The sequence below is a fragment of the bacterium genome (assembly GCA_020854115.1).
GTDB lineage: Bacteria > Patescibacteriota > Saccharimonadia > CAILAD01.
Window position 1 is genome coordinate 1 of sequence record JADZGC010000014.1, and the last position, 17,175, is coordinate 17,175.

At 48.7% G+C, this 17,175-nt stretch carries 15 protein-coding genes; 4 read left to right on the forward strand and 11 right to left on the reverse strand.

The features are described from left to right. Positions 1-10: 10 nt before the first annotated feature. The gene (locus IT415_02755) at positions 11-583 is read right to left on the reverse strand and encodes a metal-dependent hydrolase (GenBank protein ID MCC7543605.1); all 573 of its coding nucleotides are present in this window, start codon (positions 581-583) and stop codon (positions 11-13) included. A 14-nt stretch (positions 584-597) separates the two neighbouring features. Here IT415_02755 and IT415_02760 point away from each other — a divergent pair, with 14 nt between their 5' ends. Continuing rightward, positions 598-1,128, forward strand: coding sequence for a hypothetical protein (locus IT415_02760; GenBank protein MCC7543606.1), 531 nt, complete (start codon positions 598-600; stop codon positions 1,126-1,128). Between the two features lie 74 nt (positions 1,129-1,202). Here the strand turns inward: IT415_02760 and IT415_02765 are convergent, their stop codons facing one another. The 7 genes from IT415_02765 to IT415_02795 all read right to left on the reverse strand — a co-directional run bounded on the left by IT415_02765 (position 1,203) and on the right by IT415_02795 (position 13,041). After that, complete coding sequence (locus IT415_02765; protein MCC7543607.1) at positions 1,203-1,457, reverse strand: hypothetical protein; 255 nt, start codon at positions 1,455-1,457, stop codon at positions 1,203-1,205. Positions 1,458-1,634: 177 nt separating this feature from the next. Then, positions 1,635-2,579 (reverse strand): sulfotransferase, encoded by a 945-nt coding sequence (locus tag IT415_02770; GenBank protein ID MCC7543608.1) that lies wholly within the window; start codon positions 2,577-2,579, stop codon positions 1,635-1,637. 114 nt (positions 2,580-2,693) lie between these two features. Beyond that, positions 2,694-3,953, reverse strand: a complete 1,260-nt coding sequence (locus tag IT415_02775; GenBank protein ID MCC7543609.1) for an ABC transporter permease — start codon at positions 3,951-3,953, stop codon at positions 2,694-2,696. Continuing rightward, a complete protein-coding gene (locus IT415_02780; protein ID MCC7543610.1) occupies positions 3,950-4,756 on the reverse strand; it encodes an ABC transporter ATP-binding protein in 807 nt (268 codons plus the stop codon). Before IT415_02780 ends, IT415_02775 begins: the two co-directional genes overlap by 4 nt. Beyond that, positions 4,753-10,851 (reverse strand): fibronectin type III domain-containing protein, encoded by a 6,099-nt coding sequence (locus IT415_02785; protein ID MCC7543611.1) that lies wholly within the window; start codon positions 10,849-10,851, stop codon positions 4,753-4,755. Before IT415_02785 ends, IT415_02780 begins: the two co-directional genes overlap by 4 nt. A gap of 70 nt (positions 10,852-10,921) precedes the next feature. After that, the gene (locus IT415_02790; GenBank protein MCC7543612.1) at positions 10,922-11,263 is read right to left on the reverse strand and encodes a hypothetical protein; all 342 of its coding nucleotides are present in this window, start codon (positions 11,261-11,263) and stop codon (positions 10,922-10,924) included. A gap of 14 nt (positions 11,264-11,277) precedes the next feature. Then, entirely contained in the window at positions 11,278-13,041 is a 1,764-nt protein-coding gene (locus IT415_02795) for a S8 family serine peptidase (GenBank protein ID MCC7543613.1), read from the reverse strand. A 238-nt stretch (positions 13,042-13,279) separates the two neighbouring features. Between IT415_02795 and IT415_02800 the strand changes: the two genes are divergently transcribed. The 3 genes from IT415_02800 to IT415_02810 all read left to right on the forward strand — a co-directional run bounded on the left by IT415_02800 (position 13,280) and on the right by IT415_02810 (position 14,854). Next, positions 13,280-14,056, forward strand: coding sequence for a fatty acid desaturase (locus IT415_02800; protein MCC7543614.1), 777 nt, complete (start codon positions 13,280-13,282; stop codon positions 14,054-14,056). Between the two features lie 95 nt (positions 14,057-14,151). Further along, positions 14,152-14,460 carry a YdeI/OmpD-associated family protein gene (locus IT415_02805; protein ID MCC7543615.1) on the forward strand — a complete coding sequence of 103 codons (309 nt, stop codon included), beginning with the start codon at positions 14,152-14,154 and terminating at the stop codon, positions 14,458-14,460. Between the two features lie 136 nt (positions 14,461-14,596). After that, a complete protein-coding gene (locus tag IT415_02810) occupies positions 14,597-14,854 on the forward strand; it encodes a zinc ribbon domain-containing protein (protein MCC7543616.1) in 258 nt (85 codons plus the stop codon). 51 nt (positions 14,855-14,905) lie between these two features. Here IT415_02810 and IT415_02815 read toward each other — a convergent pair whose 3' ends face one another. The 3 genes from IT415_02815 to IT415_02825 form a co-directional block, all read right to left on the reverse strand. Beyond that, the gene (locus IT415_02815; GenBank protein ID MCC7543617.1) at positions 14,906-15,106 is read right to left on the reverse strand and encodes a hypothetical protein; all 201 of its coding nucleotides are present in this window, start codon (positions 15,104-15,106) and stop codon (positions 14,906-14,908) included. Between the two features lie 581 nt (positions 15,107-15,687). Next, on the reverse strand, positions 15,688-16,497 hold the full coding sequence (locus IT415_02820) for an HAD family hydrolase (GenBank protein MCC7543618.1): 810 nt from the start codon (positions 16,495-16,497) through the stop codon (positions 15,688-15,690). 89 nt (positions 16,498-16,586) lie between these two features. Further along, the gene (locus tag IT415_02825; protein ID MCC7543619.1) at positions 16,587-17,102 is read right to left on the reverse strand and encodes a hypothetical protein; all 516 of its coding nucleotides are present in this window, start codon (positions 17,100-17,102) and stop codon (positions 16,587-16,589) included. Positions 17,103-17,175 lie beyond the last annotated feature (73 nt).

The following is a 17,175-nucleotide window of genomic DNA, read 5'->3' on the forward strand; positions in this document are numbered from 1 at the left end:
AAAGTGTAGTTTAGACCTTGTGCAACAACCCCACTAGCACTTCATAATTAGTCGCAATAAGCACAAGGTTCACGAATATTAAGCCAGGAAACAGTACCCAATTCTCGGTAAACTTGTCAGTAGTGATTCTCCAGGCACGAATTGGCGGTATGCCGAATTTAATTGGTATCGGCAGCAGCCATGGTACACCTTCTTTACTAAAAGTATCGATGATGAGATGTGATACCATGCCAATCATATATGCCCACCAGACGAGCTCCATATTAATGCGCGGAAAAATCGGATGAATGAAGCCTAGCAGTAGCTTCGCTAAGAATCCAAACAATATAAGTCCAAGCACTGAGTGTGTGATGAAGCGATGGCCGCCGAGCATCTTGCTAATTATCTTCCCGATGAGTCCACCGATAGGTAGATTACGCCAGAATGGCGCAGTCGGCTGATCGATATCGGGCGTTATCCCACCGACTTGATTGGCCAGAAAGGCTGCGACCGCCGTACCAAGCGTCAGATGGGCAGGAGGATATATGATCGTTGCCGTGAGAAGCCCAGTAAAGGCAATCAGATCATGAGTGCGACCAGTCATAAGACTAGTGTAGCATGAGAGCAATAGACAAAAATAAAACACCCAGACCGAAGTCTGAGTGGAGAAAAGATCTGGGTGTGATGATCTCAGGCGTACGCGAGCGCGATGACAACCGCACAGTCTCGCACTACCTCACCAACCTTGGTGTGGACCAAGCTATAGCCCGGATCGATACTCAGATACAGGTTCAGCATGGCATGCGCCGAGCCAATCAACGGGGGCTGATCGTCGGGCATGATGATCTCGATCAGGTCATGATGGAAGCGCAGATCCTGCTAGCGTATGTGGTAGACACCATCAGGATATCGGTGCAACCACCGAATGACGCGAGTTTTCATGAAGGTCAGAAGATCTTGAGCCCGCTTCTCTGGGCACTTTTTACCTGCGCGCGAACTCTCGAGCATGATCTGTGCCATCAGAAGCTCGCACAGTTCTCGTGGTTCGAGAGCCTGCAACTCGGCCTGTCACAGACGCCAGGTGTCTGCAGATACGTCGGAGTGTGCCAGGGTCATAGCTCCTCCTGGGGTAGGTGTGGAAATTACTAGGTGGAGCTATAGTAGCTCTATCTGAAACAATCTGTCAACTCGCGTGACTACGAATTAGCAATATAAATATAAGCTTAGTTCCCTTGATTATCCTGGCGCATTTGCTGCATCTCTTGCTGCTGTTCTTGTATGGCTTGTTGCTCAAGGGTGCGTGCTTGCCTATCCTTTGCATCGATCTGCTGCTGGAGATCTCTGATTACTTGTTGGACTTGATCCATCTGTCGTTGAATATTTTGGATCTCATTGTTTTTTTGCATAATTTGCTGCTGGAGATATTCTATCTCCCGGCGAACGTTTTGTGCTTCTTGACGCGTTTGCTCTGCGCTCATAGTACCTTCATCTCCTTTATTAAAATCGAATAACAGTCAACGCAAATATGGTATTTCTTAACTGTCGATTGCTCATCTGGCGGACTCAATAAAATTGCCCCAAATGCTTTGAGTTCTTTGCCGCATTTATCGCACGTAGGTCGAATGGCCATTGCCCGCTCCTTCTTATCTGTATCATCATACACCCTTAAACAACTCGCTCACCAGCTCGTGGGTTCTCTCATGAATTAGTCTCTCTTCATCATCACTAAATACCCCTGGCCGCACATCGGCTATCGCACGACTATTTCGCTTAAGTACATGCATCTTTCCTGTAGTTACACCAGAGACATTTTTCGGAGAAGTATAATCTTTGATCTTTGCCAAAATGCTTGGCGTGAACTCAAGGCCTAGCTTCTGGTATATGCGTTTCGTCTCAGCAATCGGACTTTTCGCTAGCTCGTGATGCTTCACTACAATAAATCGAGGATTACGATCGATGTAGTGCTTAAGCACAGTGTTAATCGTTAGCCAAAGTAATATTTGCTGCTCAAGCATGCTATCGTCACTTCTAATTTTTTGATCAAGTACATCTTTAAGGTAGAACTCATATAATTCCTTTTGTCGGATGAGCTTGTCTATCGAATGCTGCATACCAACTCGTCGCATGCTCGCTATATTTGGCAATGGCTTACGCAGGATAACTACAACGTCCATGTCATATTCGCTATGCAAATATTCGCTACCAAGACTAATCATTGGATCCTTAAGTAACAAACGATCTACTAAGGGGTTGGTCATTGCCTTTATATAGCTATAGTTACTTCCCCCTCCAAAGATAGCTCGCCCAATACGCTGCGATATACGGGACGCTTCACTGGGAGGGAGCTTACGAAATGTTGCCGTACCATTAAAAATCGCATCGATCATGGATCGATAGTACGTCTCCTGTTCCATGCCTGCATACAAGTAAGGAAACTCGTGCTCTAACCCTGCTAGCCCAAAATCTCTATTAAACGGCTCTCGAACATAGCCAACTTCTCTAGGTAGCGAAAGTATCTTACCTAAAAAAGTAGTGCCACTTCTAGGACATCCGGTCACTAAAATGTGTTTTTTTGAACCTGCTTTTTTGCGATTATTCATAGATAACTTGAACGACTATACTATTAGGATTGTATAGTCGTGACATTTTCCACCCCTAATACATTCATTATATCTCAATGCACTACAAAATGATTCAAGAATGCAATCAAAACATCATTCACGGCGCAGCGCAATAATCGGACTAATGCGACCAGCCCGGCGCGCAGGAAATGCCACGACTATCAATGCAACCACGATCGCAAACACAACTCCCGCCAGGATCAACCACGCAGGCAAGAAGAATACACTAAATGATTCTTTCACTCCACGTGATCTAGCCAGGCCGACCGCGACACCATTTATGATTCCGCCCAAAGCCCAGGCACTTGCAATACCAAGTCCTGTGCCTAGCAATGACAAGACAACTGATTCAACCACAAAGAGTCGTCGTATATCTTTACGCCTCGCACCGAGCGAAACAAGTAGGCCGATTTCCTTGGTCCTTTCAAGTAATGCAATAGTCAGCGTATTAAACATCCCGAGCACAGCGATAATCATACCAATACTACCGAAGGCGGCCAGAAATGTATTGAGCACAAAGAAGAACTGCGTAATCTGGTCAAGCGTATCAGCTGGCGAGGCGGTGTTAAAGGCTTGTGACTCAATCTGTTTTCGTACCTGATCGACATTTTCTTTTTCGTCAACCAAGACTTTAGCTTGGTAGTAATCGGTGAAACCAAGATTGGTAAACAGGCTCTCTGTCGTATATACCTCGCTATTATTTCCGCTATCTATCACCGCGACAACAGTCAGCTCTTTTTCTAAGTCTTTATCCAGGGGGAAGCGCGATGCCTGATTCTTGTCCTTGAGAATCACTAAACTCAACTTCTCATTGACGGCCTTCGATGCCTCGCTTATCCCAATTGCCTTCAAGAAAGCGGTATTCACGACGATCTCATTATCGGCCGAGGGATTAACCTTTTTGCCAGCCTCAAGTCGGAAACCCGACAAATCCAGAAAGGCCGTATCAGCACCGTATACTACAGTATCGGTGAGGGATGACTTATATCTGATTGAGCCCGCAAAGGAATAGGTCTTTGATACCTCTGTGACGTGCGCATAGTTTCGAAACCTCGAGATAGTCTCGCTGGTAATGCGTACCGACTGAGGCTTAGTGGATGTGACATCGATCGCCTTAATCGACTTTGATCCAATCACCCGTTCGGTCACCACTTTTTGGAGACCGAGACCAATCGACACGAGAAATACGATCGCCCCAATCCCGATAACAACGCCGAGAATTGTCAGCATCGTACGTAGTTTTTTATGCAGCAAGTTACTCATCGCAATCTTAAACAAGACACGCTTATGTATATATTTACGCTGCACCAGCCCTTCATTGCGAGACTTCATCGGAGGTACAGTAGATTTCATGAGGCACCCTTCTTTATAAGCCCGTCCGTCATTCGCCCTTTATTATTCGAAGTAAACGACGACGCCAGTCTCTGAGAATACTGCGCACGCTGCTCATTTGTCAGGCCGCCGTCAGCATCACTCCCGATACTCACTACCCCGTCAACAATACGGATCTGATGGGTGCTCAAGGGTAAATATTCGAGATTGTGCGTAACCATAACAATAGTTTTGCCAAGCTTTTGTAATGAGGAGAGGAGATTCATAACAACGTCACCATTCTTGGTATCAAGATTGCCGGTCGGCTCATCGGCTATGATTACATCAGGATCAGATACAAGCGCGCGGGCTAACGACACCCTTTGCTGCTCACCGCCAGACAATACCCCTGGTTTCTGACGCATAAGGTGATCAATCTTCAAGCGTTCCAACACTTCTTTGGCTTGCTTATGTGCCTCTATCGGTACATGCCCACTCAAATATAACGGCATACTTACATTATCAAGCACCGACATACTCGCTACCCAATAGTTACTCTGATACACGAGCCCAAGATTATTGGCACGAAAGTTTGCTCGCTCATCAGGGTCAAGTTCATACACGTTTTGCCCTTTAAAGGTAATGATCCCTGAAGTCGGCTTAGCCAGCCCCGAGATCGCATCCAGTAAGGTCGACTTACCGCTTCCGGATGCACCATAAATGATTGTGAAAGATCCTGGCACAATGTCGAAGTTGCACTGCTTCAAGACCTGAATCTCCTTCCCGGCAACTAAGAAGTTTTTCTTCACATCCTTGACGGAGATCAATGCTGACTGCTGGCTCATTGCGCAGCGAATCCAAATAATCTCTGTAGCGTGGAAAAGATGATCGAAATCACAGAATCAGTTGCACGACCAATTATCGTCGATTGTGTACCACCGACACCGCGGTTGCCACTGCGATCCGCGCCAACTGGTCGAACATTGTATGACTTCGACGGAGACAAGTCAGAAATAATCGCAATGTGGTCGGTCGTATATGCCCCATCTGCTACCGTCTGATTGTTCAGGTCAGTGCTTGATGCACCGGCAGAAAACTGCACTTGGCTGGTAGCTGGCTCGTCTGTCTTCCAGGTGACAATTATCTGACCACGAGCTTCACTCCCCGATCCACGCACCACAGACTCGACTGCGATATCAAAGATCTTTGGCGGTCGGGTATCTAGAGCTGTCTTAAATACCTGTCGATCGCTGACCGCCAGATTACCGTTACCGTCGCGCGATTGAGCGGTCAGTCCGTACTCGCTATTGTCATCAAGCCCGCGAATAATGATCTCGTGCTCCGTCTTCAACACCGACTCGGCGGCTTCGATGGTAGTGCCGCCAATCTTGCCATAGATGATTTGCGAAGTCGCAGCCACATTTGTCGTCCAAGTCACTCGCTGCGTACTCGTCGGCTCACCTTCGACAGGCTGAAAACTGAGATTTGCTATTCGTGGACGTGGTGGAGTTGAGAACGAAAAGATACTACTCTGATACTGTCCACCCTCGCTATCGTACATCGTGATTTTGTAGAAGTACTTCGTACCGTCATCGAGACCTGGTAGTTGCAATTGATACGATGACTCAGATAGTGAGGTGTTGACTGATCGAATCCCACCAAATGCATCTGATCTGCCAAAGAGGATGTCGACCTTGGCTGCGTCTTTGGTCGTAAATTGGATAGTTGCGGCATCGAGACCAATCGACTGTGTGACAACTTCCTTGAGTACTGGTGCCGGCGCGGTAGTAAAGGTATATTCCTGGCTCTGGCCAGTGTTCCCATCCTCATCAGTCCACTTGGCCTTGTAGTAGTAGGTCGTACCAGCAGCCAAGTTATCCAGATCTATCACGTGATCAGTAGTCTGTTCAGAGTTACCAATCTCAGACGCAGAGTACACACCACTCTGTGTGCCGATCGCAATCTTGCTGTCTGAATCTCGGCCAGTCGACCAGGTAATTGAAGCTCGGCGGGTCGTTACATCAGTCACACTCGGCTCGCTCACAAGGGCGGCTGGTGAAGTAAATTTACCTGTTGGGGTCTCCGATACAGCTCCACTCTCTGCACCACAATTATTCGCGCTATCACAAGCAGATACTTTGTAGAAATATTCTATTTGCGAGAGTCCGGCATCGACATATGACGTACTACTACTCGAACCAACTAGACTATATGCTCCACTGTAGCTGGTTGAACGATACACCCGATATGCCGCGACACCTGCGCCAAGCGACGACGGCTCGTCCCAAGTCACGGCTAATCGCCAGTTACTGGTGGTCTTTACCGATACATCTGCTACGTCGATGTTAAGTGGCATACCTGGAGAAGGAGTGTTTGCGGTAAACGTAATCGATGCAAGGCTGGCATAGTTGATGGCATTGAAGTCGTCTTTTGCGACCACATAAAATGTATTGTCGCCCGGCTGGGTTGCAAAGGCATCCGGCCCTACTGATGTCTGCGCATAGTCAGTGAAGTTGCAATTGTTGACTGTGGGGAGTGCATTGACCGTATAACAATATTTCAGCCTATCTGCTTCGCCAGTCGTTGTATTAAAGGTCGTCGGTGGATCCCAGCTAAAGGTGAATTCGTTGGTGGTATTTACTGAAGGAGCTGCAATAAGGTTTAGCGGTTCTGACGGAGCCCCGCTTGTGTTGACGCGCAAGGCCGCGGACGCATAGCTTGATGTGACATTTCCAGCCTGGTCCCATGCACGAAATGTAACGGTATTCACGCCATCCACAATGTCTTGATAGTCAGGAGGGTCTGTGGTGGTATAGCTCCCGTCATTCGCGAGCAAATCTCCCGCATCACCGGTCCCCGTATGTGAGTCCCCGTACCATAACCCGCTACCTATCCGATACTGCAGTCCAGCCAGTCCGGAGTGAGCATCGTCTGCTGCCTGCGGCCCAGTAGTTGGCCACGTAAATGTCGCGGATTTTGTGTTGATAATTCCTGACGGGGCCGATATAAAACCCGGGTTAGTCGGTGGAGTATTGTCAAATCTAAACTGGAACTGTGCAGAAGTGTTATGTACGTTACCGGCCCGATCGATAGCCTTTATATTGAGATAATATGGAGTATTTGATGTTGTTAAAGGAGTATTGAGCACTCCTGAAGCGGCGAGATCAATGTCGGTACCAGATACACCAAACTGACAATTACCGCCAGTGTCCAATGATCCTGTACCCAACACCCCCTTAGTGGTCACCGGATCTGCGGAAGGCGTTTGCCCGAGATATAGGCAGTATCCCAAGATACCTGATGCGGCGTCGGCTCCAGCAGTCCAGCTAAAGAAAGGGGATCCTCCATTTGTCCATCCGTTACTTGCCAGCGCTGCCCCACCATTAGTCTTACTGGCAACAATACTCGAGGCATTGGTGACTGGCGGATTGGTATCAGAGTTTGCCGTCAGTGTTACCGAGTTAAGTTGCACCCGCTGCGAACCATTGCCCTTCAGTACGGCTTGCCAAGTAATGCCCTTAAAAGTTGCTGGAAAGCTAGCAATATTTGAGTTAATCGTTGCGATGGGATTTGAATTGGCCAAAGCAGTCGAGTTGGCCCAACTGCTACCAGTCCAGTATTTCCAGGTCACACCCCCATCATCACTCAGCCTATATGTGACGGCGCCCCCTTCTGTAGTTTCGCTACTGGCCAAACCATCCCAAGTATGTATCCCACCCATACGTACCGCAGCATTTAGCTTGACCCCTTGATAATCTGTCGTATATGAATTTGTTGTGAAACCCGTGCGAGCAATGTTACTAAAACGCATTTCATCAATTGAACCAGCAAACCTGCCAAGGCCGTCACCTATCGTTCCATTACCATAGCTCGCGCCAATCAACACCGGCAAGCTGTTATCAACGGGTGGCGATGAGCCGGCCGAGCTACCAACCTCGACACCATTGACAAAGACTTTAGCGGTGACCCCATTGTACATGGCAGCAACATGCGTCCAGTTGGCATTAAAGCTACTGGTTGATGATTCAACCACCGTGTTATTACCCAATACATACACAAGGGCGTCGACTTGTCCGCTATCACCCAAGCCGGCATATAGCCTACCTTTGTGAACTCCCATGGCGCGCACCGACTCTATTGTTGTGCCCCAACTGCTATTAATATTGTCGCCAGCTACCTGCGACCAGGTACTACCATTATATTTCCAGACGTGACCGTTGTTACCACAATAGCCCATGCCAGTATAAAGCTCACCGTTATAGACGGCGAAAGAATGCACTCGACAATAAAACACATCGTTCCAGCTACCATTTACACCACCGCCGCCAAGCTTTGTCCAACTACTACCATTGTAGACCCACACAGCCGGGTCGCGGTTGGTGTCGTCTGTAGTTCCCGCAATCAACTGACCGTTATACACCGCTAATTTCCAGATAATTGTATCTGAGCTGTTCCAGCTACTGCCAAGACCATCGCCACCTACTTGCGTCCAGTTGCCGGTGCCTGTCCAGCACCAGACATCGGCCATATTGGCACCTTGCCCAAAACCCATACACAACCGATCATTAAATGGTACTAATGAGAAAGCACCGCTATAAGCTCCGTTGGTAATGCCATTCACATTTCCGGTGCCGCCACCGCGATTAGTCCAGGTACTGCCGTTGTATTCATAAACATAGCCGTTACCTACACCGCCATAGGCTGTAGCATAGAGCTTACCATTCCATACTGCTAGCTCAGCCGTGTAATTGCTAGAAGTCCAGCTGTCGTTGAGACCATCGCCACCTACTTGCGTCCACGTGCTGCCATTGTAGCGCCAGACCTCGCCATCATTACCGCTATCTCCAAGACCTGCGTATAGTTGTCCGTTGTAGCTAACGAGCGACCATACTCTTTCGTAAGTTCCATCATTCCCATACGACCAACTCCCCTTTGTGCCATTGCCACCTATGGCCGTATAGTTAGTGCCATCATATTCGTACACAATGGCCGAGCCCTGTACTGCACCGAGACCGAAGTACACCTTGCCGTTATGAGACGCAATAGCATTTACGCTACCGGTAGACCAATTTGCCCAGCTGTTATCTATAGACGATCCACCTATGGCCGACCAGCTAGTCCCATTGTACTCCCACGAGTGGGCACCATAAGACGACTGCACTCCGGCATACAGTTTACTATTGGACGAGTCGTATACAAGCGAATACACGCCCGCAGCCGTACCGCCAAAACTACTATTGAAGTTATCACCACCTATTTTTGTCCAAGCGGAGCCACTCCACCGATAGACCTCACCATCACCACCTGACGAGCCCAGCCCAATATATAAATTAGTACCATCATTGGCCATGCTACCTACATACTCATAGGTCGAGTTGGCCCAGCTACTATTCACTCCATCACCACCAATCAGGGTCCAGCTAGTTCCATCCCAACGCCATACTTCGGCATCCCCCGCTGTTAAGCCGGTACCAGCGTATAGGTTGCCGCCAAAAAAGTTCAATCTCGTAACATACTCATAGGTCGAGTTGGCCCAGCTACTATTCACTCCATCACCACCAATCAGGGTCCAGCTAGTTCCATTATATCGCCAGACCTCGCTATCACCGGTAGAGCTACCGAGTCCTGCATACAGATTTGTGCCATCACTTGCTAACACATGTACTCGTTCGTAAGTAGAGGCTGCCCAGCTACTGTTGAGTGCATCACCGCCAATTTGTGTCCACGACGTGCCACCGTCATAACGCCAGACGTCAGCATCTCCCGCACTTTCACCAGCTCCAACATATAGCGTACCGGCATGTACGGCCATACTCCTGACTGTCTCATGGTTGATTGTTATGCCAGTAGTATTTTGGGCTGCTGCAGTATCACCTCCAATTTTAGACCATGAGTTGCAGTTGCTAGCGAGTGAACAGGTCCAAATTTCGGCGTCTGCGGTCGAAGCCCCCAGTCCAGCGTACAGATTATCGCCATTTACAGCCAAACTATACACGCCCTCATAGGTAAAGTTACTCCAACTACCATTTAAGCCATCGCCACCAATCCTTGTCCAGGTAGAACCACTACGTCGCCACACATCGGCCGCACCAGCAATATAGTTGGTGCCAACAATTAAGTCGCCATTATATAGGGCTTGTGCTTCGATGTAGTATGCCTCGGCATTCCAGCTACCATTTTGTCCACGACTATTAGCAATCTGGGTCCAGCTAGTTTCTGAGTTGTTGGCAATTTCGTAGTTGAGCTTGCCCGTAGTACGATCCAGAAACATCTTGGATGAACCTTTGTCAAAGATAGTTTGATTGCTCGTAGCCGAAGTATCGAACGTTGCACTTGGCTTAATCCACCCCTCTATGGTTTGTTGCGAACCGAGCGACATTGAAGCACTATCGGGCACCGTAATATGTTGTGTCGTACCATTTAGCGTCAAGCTGTTATTCAGATTGCCAGTACCCCACGAGGGCGATCCTGTAGTCGTACCGTTATTGCCGTTGGACGAGCTATCGGCTACTGAAGTACCTGAGGTTTCATTAAGTTTGAACAAGGCAGCCGTGTTGGCATCGTTTGTGTATTCTTGGGCCTTAAGGCGTACGCTGTTGCCATCAAATTCAACGCCCGAATCAATCGTATATTCGCTTTGATTTGAGAAATCCCAATAATTCGATAGGTCTGCCGCAAAAGCGGCCCTGATCACACTAAAGAAAATCAATGCGACCCAGAAAATATACACGACCACAACCGCAACGTGCGTATGCTTATGCCATCGCCACTCATGCCATTTCTTATACCACGAAATCCTGTTCACCAGATGTGTATGAACAGGGACGATCGACTTCTCACGCAGACGCACAGCATGCCCGGCGGTCTTCCGAGCTCCATGCGTGATTGCAGTAGCAGTCCTCACGAGATGTTGCTTCACTCGCTTCACAATAATTCCCACATGTGTACCTCTATTATAGACAGATTTTTAGATCAGCATAAGGGTTTTATAGCAAGAAAAACGCAATAATTTATAGCTTGCGGCTATCGTACGCCCAGTGGAGTAGCGCCTGGCGTTGGCGTGCGTGACAGTTGAGATCACCCGGCTGGCAAGCACGCTTGATTTGTGCCACATGTCGACGCATTGCTTTCCGGCGCTTGATCTGCCGCCGGTCTTCTTCAGGAATGCGTCGCCCTTGATAATAGCGACAGTACCATTGAAACCAACCGCGGGGGTCTTCTGCGTTGATCCATCCCTTAGCTCGCCAGACAAGACAGCGGCTGGCGCGCGTTGACCTTGAAATAGTTGAGCTCGGGATCATGGCGCTCGTGGCAAAGCCCAGCGCCCTCATACCAATCGTCAGGAAATTCATTCTGACAAGCCTATCTACGGACTAACGGTGAGCAGCTCCTGGCTTACCATACTGCGCTTCCCTTCGCTCTCAACGTATGTCTGTATCAACCAACTGCCCGAGCTCATGCCCACTGCTGAAGCATTCCAATAGAGGTTGTAATCTGGGGGGGCGCCAACACCGTCATCAAGCCACGCCACCGCATTATCTGTCGTACGGATTGCCCGCACCCGACATACGGCATTGGGAACAGGCGAGACGCAAGTGGAGTTCAGTTCTGGTCGCGTGTGCCCAGATATAGCTGCGAGACTTACTTGGCGCGTACTGAGCGGTTGACCAGATGGAGCCGTGTAGGAAACTGATTTCAGTGCTTCATACATGTTCAAGCGACCATAGCCATAGCGAGTCGTAAACGACTGACCACTCATTCCAGCGACTTTTGTGGCGGTTGCGGTCAAAGCGGACTTCACTTGTGTCGGCGTCAATGTTGTGTTTTGAGCAAGTAACAATGCTGCGGCACCCGCCACAATTGGTGACGAAAATGACGTACCGGCGCTTCCGCATGTATACCGAGTGGTCTGATTAGCCGAGGACCAACTCGTCGAACAGATCGAGGTGCCAGGAGCCACCAAGGCCAGATTTGAGCCATAGTTTGAAAAGCTCGCGCGCACATCCGCAGTGTCAGTTGCCCCGACAGCTATCACGGTTGGATAATTCGCTGGATAAGAAAGTGTGCCCTCGTTTTCATTGCCGGCTGCAGCTACCACGACCACACCCTGTTCATGCGCGTATTCTATCTGCTCAGCTACCAGAGGGTCATCACCATCAGAACCAAGACTGAGATTGATCACCTGCGCGCCATGTGTCACCGCATAGTGAATGGCTAGTGCAACCGATACGGTATCGCCTTCACCTAAGTCAGTCAGTGCCTGCAACGGAAGGATCTTGGTGTGCCAACTCATTCCAGCAACGCCCTGCGCATTGCTTGATTCGGCGGCAATCAAGCCTGACACGAGCGTGCCATGAGTAGTTGCCGAGTCTAGAGGATCCGTCTCCCCTGTCTGCACGTTATTGTCGATGTTCGCAAAATCCCAGCCGAGTCGATTGTCTACATAGCCATCCGCATCATCATCGATATTATTACAGGACTTATCAAGCGACAGCGCCCGGCTGGTGCAATTTGGCTCCGCGCCCTCCGATTCGGTAACTCCCGACTCGCCATCGTTCACATACCACGCGTCATCAAGGTCTTGATGCTCGAGAGCAAAGCCAGTATCGATCACTGCAACCGTGACTGAACTATCGCCCACTGTGTTATCCCAAGTGGCTGGAGCATGTACTTTCGCGAAGTGCCATTGCGAGCTATAAAACGTGTCGTTTGGCGTAAGCAGTACACGATATCGCTGCGAATTATAGACCTTCGATCCTTCAGTCTGATCTGTCGAGGCGCTCACTCGATACACTCCGAGTGCGCTAATATACTCGAGTTGTTCAGGCTGTAATCGATTATGCGCAATGAACACATCTTTAGCTCGATCGCTCTCAAAACGAACCAACTTCGAAGTAGTGGTCGTACCACCTTGCGACTGCGACACATCGGGTGACTGTAAGCTTTCGGGCGTGGTTGGATGCTGTTCGGACTGCGGTTGTTTGTCTGGGTCGGGTCGCTGTTGCGGCTCTGAATCAGTGGAAAGATTAGGATGCAATCTTGCAAATTGAGAAACGCGCCAACTCCCGACGATTGCCGCAGTGGCCGCAAGGACAATAATTACTATAAGTATTTTTGTTTGTTTTTTCATAGTGCCTAAGCGTATACTTCTTACGCTCAAGGATATACTAACCTGATGTCAATTTCAATGCATGACCGATGACAAGCTAGGAATAATATGTAATTATGACGACTTCGCACCCTACCTATGAGATGGAGCTGATCGTGATCATACTCGAGCGCATCTTCCATCAAGAATGGTCTGTCCTCGCACCCACCTGGAGCGCGTTGATTGGCCTCGGGCGGGGACTCCTCGTCACTCAGGTGACATGCATCACACCACGCTCGGCCTACTTCGCGGCATGGCGCATGGCTCATACAAGCTTCACCCTGTGCTCAACGTCGCATTTCGCCTCGTTCTCCGGCTTGCCGTTGGCATCAAGTGGTGGGCGTGGTGCCGTGTGCACCAGTATCACCATATGCATACCGAGACTGCCGAAGACGGTCACAGCCCGATGTACAAAGGCGGGATCAGCGGCGTATTACTGCACAACCCCGAGCTCTATCAGGCTTCGGCCGATAGTCCAGAAGTCATTGCAGCAGTAGGCGATCGATTCAAACCCGACGCATGGGATCGATACCTCTTCGACCACGAGCTACTCGGTCGTGTGCTCGGCATCGTGCTATACCGCCCCACTTTCGAGATCGTAGCCGGCGTGGTCGCATATGTCGTACACATCTTCACCTACATCTACCTGAACGCGGCTATCAATTCTCTTGGGCACGGCGCAGAATCAACCGGTGTCAGTGGAAAGCTCGAGCAGCGACTTACCTGGATCTGCCAGAAAACCGGTAAGCGGCCCGGGTATGATCCTGAGACTGCCGAGATGAGGCTAGTCGGAAATTCACTGAACTTGCAGTGGTTGGCATGGATCACGATGGGCGAAGGGCTGCATTACAACCACCACTTCTCCCCACGATCCCCGACTATGCGCCGGTTCAGGGGCGAGCACGATCCTGGGCTGTATGTACTGCGCATACTGTGTGCTGTCAGCCTTGTGTCGGGACTGTCCGTCCCCCGTTCATTACGCACACAACCGCACTAGGGCGCAATCTATTTATCCGCACCGTGAGACTGAATCACCCTACTCCCGGTGCGGCTTTTTGTATATATCTTCCCTTGGCTTAGAATAGGGGTAGTATGAACAAGCAAATTTCGTCAGGAACCGTACACGATCTTCCGAAGGATCTTGCGCAAGCACTAGTGGCTGCACCAAAGTCACTCGCTGCCTGGGAGAGTCTCACGCCCCTGGCCCGCAATGAGTGGATCTGCTGGACGATTGCTCCAAAACAACAAAAGACCAGAGACGAGCACGTACGGCGTGTGATAGAAGAGCTCCAGCAGGGCAAACGACGACCATGCTGCTGGATCGGCTGCATTCATCGCACCGATAAAGAGATTAGTCCTTCAGTGAAGGGTATTCTCGAGAAACGAGCACCCAGGCGCTAAAGTGGCGTCAGTACGACATCGCTTCGCCCGGTAGTTTATCACGAAATCCTGAGGTCGGGTGCAGAAATACGTATGTATAGCTACAACGTGAGTATTGCCTCGAGGGAGTATAATAGAGGTGTAGGAGAATACGCCCATGACAAAGCAATGTCAAAGCTGTGGAATGCCACTACAAACCAAGAAAGCCGGAGATTGTCGAGGTACCGAAAAGGACGGATCTAAGAGCGAAAAATGGTGTAAATTGTGTTACGACAATGGTACATTCATCGGTCCCGACTGCACCCTCGACGAAATGAAAAAGATCGTCGATAACGCGCTGCGAGAACAGGGTAGTGGCAAACTCATGCGCTGGCTAGCTCAAAAACAGCTCCCCCACCTCGAGCGCTGGAAGTAATTTCAACTACTCACTCGAGAGCTCTCCTGAGCTGAATATAGCGTGATGCGCCTACAATTCTCGAGCGCTGACGATTCGTTTCTTCACAGCCCCCGCATAGAGGCGGTAAGCAGGTCTGTTTTCTTTTTTGTAATCCATCGCAGCGCCAAGCTCACGACCACAATTGGGTATCTCATATGCTAATATGTCGCATACCTCACGCAGTTTTTCTTGCTCGACCGACTTATTAAATTCTTCAATCTCCTGAGGCATAAACTTAGTATAACAAACCCGTTGCCCACTATAGACACGGGCCAAAAAGTTGCTATTTCTCTACTTTATCGCAAAAGGTCACTGATGAACTCAATCACCGCTCGACTCTTTGAGATCACCACGGCGCCAGCCAACAACAAGAGGCCAATCACCCACAGAGCTGTGCTTGAATAGTCATACATAGAGTTGATGATCAATAATACAATCCCGCCTGAGGCAGCTAATATCCAGCCTGCTACTGTCCTTAACCGATCAGTACGGTCTTTCCTGACTTTTTGATTTCATTAACATCAGCATAGCATTATTTACTAAAAAGCGTGACTTTTACTGCTATCTTGCCTCTTAAAATACATTGGATACAAAATGGGTAGGTGCCAGCATATTACTACAAGTGGAGGTAATAATATAACGAGGCTTGCAGAGTCAATCGCCAGAACATTTAGAAACGCAGCTATAAAACCGATGGTCCAGGCTACTCTAGACTCCAGGTGTGGTTTGCGCCACACATTTCGCACAAGCGGAATGACTGCGACTACATTGTACTAGCATTCAGAACCGCAGATATCAGTCCAATATTTGACTTATTCATATGTCTGGATTTGCGAAATTAATTCATTATAGTTATGAACCACACTAGTTGCGCCATGTTTTCGCAGCTCCGACTCACTGTCGAATCCGTGCGCAATACCTACTCTTAATGGTATGCCTGCATTAACCCCGGCTTGCATATCAACCCAGTGATCGCCTAATACAAGTGCTTCATCCTTTGCGACATTGAGACGGTCAAGCGCTTGAAGTAAACTTTCGGGGTCAGGCTTATTTGCCGTTACATCATCACATGTTACAAAAATCATGGACGGTATATTAAACAGTGTCTCAACTTTTTTCTCAAACTGATTCATTTTCTCTAATGACGAGTGCCGTGTGTCGGTAAAAAGATGAGTGAGTCCGAGTTCCGGCAAGGCCAAGCCGAAATTGCGTACCACGTGGTGCGGAGTCCCGCTTGTAAAGACTGCTAAGTCTATTCCCTTTCGACCTAAGAAGTGTAGAAACTGGGACAAGCCAGGATATGCTGTCACATACTCAGGAGCTATCCTGTCTTGTATCGGGTCTAGCAGATCATGCAATATATCAAAGTCCATACCTTCTAGCTTATCTTGCATATCGTCAAATATAAGCCTGACTGTTCTCTCAAGGGTTTCGCGCGCACTTCCTCCAAGAGCGGTGTGCAAATGCTGCTCAAATTGTTCATATGTAGGGATGTGATCGTCAGAGATGCCATGTTGTACGAGATATGATTTTACTGTCTCATATTGCCCATGGCGGATGAGATAGATCGTATTTACAAGCGTACCGTCAGCATCTGAAACGACTGCCTTAACTTTTGTCATATCATCATCATAACAAAAAGACCCGGGGCTGGGTTTTTTCATAAAAATAATTACTGGCTCTCCATGGTGGAGGATGTTAGGACTATAATCTACGTTTCCTCAGGTTTTGATTTGTCCAACTCAGCTTGAATTTCTACTTGCGTCAAGATTTTCTCTAGGTCGACAAATTCTGAAGTATCTACATCGATCAATGTCTCTCCATTTGGGTCTGTCACGTATTCTGTTATTTCGGTTGGAGAAATTATATATAATCTTCGCGCTGAGGTAACTTCCGACACACTTCCATCATCTCGCTGCTCTAATCGTTTCGTAACAAATGAGATCTCTGCTATTATCTCTCTGTCTGCCGTACTATAGTGGCCTGTTGGATTCCGCCCCTCTTTGACTTTTTCAGCCTTTTTAAAAACCATCTCTACGGCATCTTCAAAAAGATCTATATCAGGTGGTAGAGGAAACCTAGTCTCACCAAATGGAAGTACTGAGACCTTGTCTGTTATTGCCCTTCGACGCTCTACGACTGCTCGCAGTTGCTCTTGGGTCTTTTTTTTAGGAGCATTTTTTTCTGGTCCTCTCTCACCCCTCCGCAGAAAATCACGTATCCCCATATTCAAAAGTTCCTACTTATATATCACTATCATAACAAAAAACCCATAGCTGGGTCTTTTCAAAAAATAATTA

Excerpts from the sequence above, each read along its gene's own strand:
- IT415_02770 (MCC7543608.1), bottom strand. The coding sequence starts at position 2,579 with ATGAATAATCGCAAAAAAGCAGGTTCAAAAAAACACATTTTAGTGACC.
- IT415_02790 (MCC7543612.1), bottom strand. The coding sequence starts at position 11,263 with ATGAATTTCCTGACGATTGGTATGAGGGCGCTGGGCTTTGCCACGAGC.
- IT415_02805 (MCC7543615.1), top strand. The coding sequence starts at position 14,152 with ATGAACAAGCAAATTTCGTCAGGAACCGTACACGATCTTCCGAAGGAT.
- IT415_02775 (MCC7543609.1), bottom strand. The coding sequence starts at position 3,953 with ATGAAATCTACTGTACCTCCGATGAAGTCTCGCAATGAAGGGCTGGTG.
- IT415_02825 (MCC7543619.1), bottom strand. The coding sequence starts at position 17,102 with ATGGGGATACGTGATTTTCTGCGGAGGGGTGAGAGAGGACCAGAAAAA.
- IT415_02800 (MCC7543614.1), top strand. The coding sequence starts at position 13,280 with ATGCATCACACCACGCTCGGCCTACTTCGCGGCATGGCGCATGGCTCA.
- IT415_02815 (MCC7543617.1), bottom strand. The coding sequence starts at position 15,106 with ATGCCTCAGGAGATTGAAGAATTTAATAAGTCGGTCGAGCAAGAAAAA.
- IT415_02765 (MCC7543607.1), bottom strand. The coding sequence starts at position 1,457 with ATGAGCGCAGAGCAAACGCGTCAAGAAGCACAAAACGTTCGCCGGGAG.
- IT415_02755 (MCC7543605.1), bottom strand. The coding sequence starts at position 583 with ATGACTGGTCGCACTCATGATCTGATTGCCTTTACTGGGCTTCTCACG.
- IT415_02820 (MCC7543618.1), bottom strand. The coding sequence starts at position 16,497 with ATGACAAAAGTTAAGGCAGTCGTTTCAGATGCTGACGGTACGCTTGTA.
- IT415_02760 (MCC7543606.1), top strand. The coding sequence starts at position 598 with ATGAGAGCAATAGACAAAAATAAAACACCCAGACCGAAGTCTGAGTGG.
- IT415_02795 (MCC7543613.1), bottom strand. The coding sequence starts at position 13,041 with ATGAAAAAACAAACAAAAATACTTATAGTAATTATTGTCCTTGCGGCC.
- IT415_02810 (MCC7543616.1), top strand. The coding sequence starts at position 14,597 with ATGACAAAGCAATGTCAAAGCTGTGGAATGCCACTACAAACCAAGAAA.
- IT415_02780 (MCC7543610.1), bottom strand. The coding sequence starts at position 4,756 with ATGAGCCAGCAGTCAGCATTGATCTCCGTCAAGGATGTGAAGAAAAAC.